This is a genomic window from Candidatus Symbiopectobacterium sp. NZEC135 (genome assembly GCF_025962695.1).
Genome location: NZ_JAGFPF010000501.1, coordinates 1 through 1,300, shown reverse-complemented (window position 1 = coordinate 1,300; position 1,300 = coordinate 1). Strand labels below are relative to the sequence as shown.

The window sequence follows — 1,300 nt, the reverse complement described above, 5'->3', positions numbered from 1 at the left end:
CGATACAAAATACAAAGGGCGCATCGCGGCGCCGTTAGCGGACACCCGTGGCGTCACGTTATTGCCGATTCTGACCCGATTAAAAGGCGGTGACTACAAGCAGGATATCGAACCGGGCTTTACCGTGCTGAAGGCCATCGCCCCGAACGTCGCCACCTGGGATCCCGCACCGGACTGCTACGCGGTGGTACAAAGTGGTGAAGTGGATCTGGCTATCTGCTGGAACGGGCGTGCGCAGTATCTGCATGATAAGCAGGGGGGAAAAATCGGTATTGCGCTACCGCGTGAAGGCAGCATCGGCCAGATCAATACCATCAGTCTGGTAAAAGGCTCCAAACAGGCCAGCGCAGCGCAGCAATTTATTGACTACGCGCTCAGCGCCGAGGCGCAGCGTACCTTCGCCGAGCAAAGCTTCTATGGGCCCGTCAACACCCAAGTGACGTTGAGCGCACCGGCGGCGGCGCGTATTTATGGCAGTAAAGAGGCACAGCAGGCGCAATGGGCGCTCGACTGGCCTTGGGTTGCAGAACGCTACGCGCCGTGGATCCAGAAGATTCGTCGCGATGTGATCGCGCTGCATTGATGGCGGGCACGCCACGATTACCCCTGTTATCGCTGAAGAGATAGACGCCGTATGTCCGATGTTCACCTTTCCGCCAACCAATTGGCGAAATCCTATCCGGGGGCTCCGGCCCCCGCCGTTGATGACGTCAGCCTGCACGTGCCGCGCGGCGAAATGCTGGCGCTCCTCGGCCCGTCGGGCTGTGGCAAAACCACCCTGCTGCGGATGATAGCGGGTTTGATCGCCCCCACAGCGGGCAGTATTCAGCTTAATGGCCGGGACATTTCGGCCATTCCCGTGCATCAGCGCAACATGGGCATGGTGTTTCAAGCCTATGCGTTATTTCCCCACCTGAGCGTGGCGCAAAACATCGCCTTCGGGCTCGAGATGCGGGGCATCAAACGCGCCGAGCGCGCCAAACGGGTACAGCAGGCACTGGCCTTGGTTAAACTTGGCGGATTAGGCGATCGCCGCGTCAGCCAGCTCTCTGGCGGGCAGCAGCAACGCGCAGCCATCGCCCGTTCGTTGGTGATTGAGCCAGAGCTCCTGCTGTTTGATGAGCCGCTGTCTAATCTGGATGCCAAACTGCGTGATGAAATGCGTGATGAAATCCGCGATCTCCAGCGCCGAACCGGAATCACCGCACTGTTCGTCACGCACGATCAGGATGAAGCGCTGTCGATGGCCGATCGTATTGCCGTGATGTCGCACGGAAAACTTGAGCAGATCGGCACCCCG

2 protein-coding genes are annotated in these 1,300 nt (G+C 59.5%); both read left to right on the top strand.

The genetic code is table 11. The features are described 5' to 3' along the window. On the top strand, window positions 1-583 hold a 583-nt coding region (locus J5224_RS28245; RefSeq protein WP_264628426.1), incomplete at its 5' end, for an extracellular solute-binding protein. Window positions 584-634: 51 nt separating this feature from the next. After that, on the top strand, window positions 635-1,300 hold a 666-nt coding region (locus J5224_RS28240), incomplete at its 3' end, for an ABC transporter ATP-binding protein (RefSeq protein ID WP_264628425.1).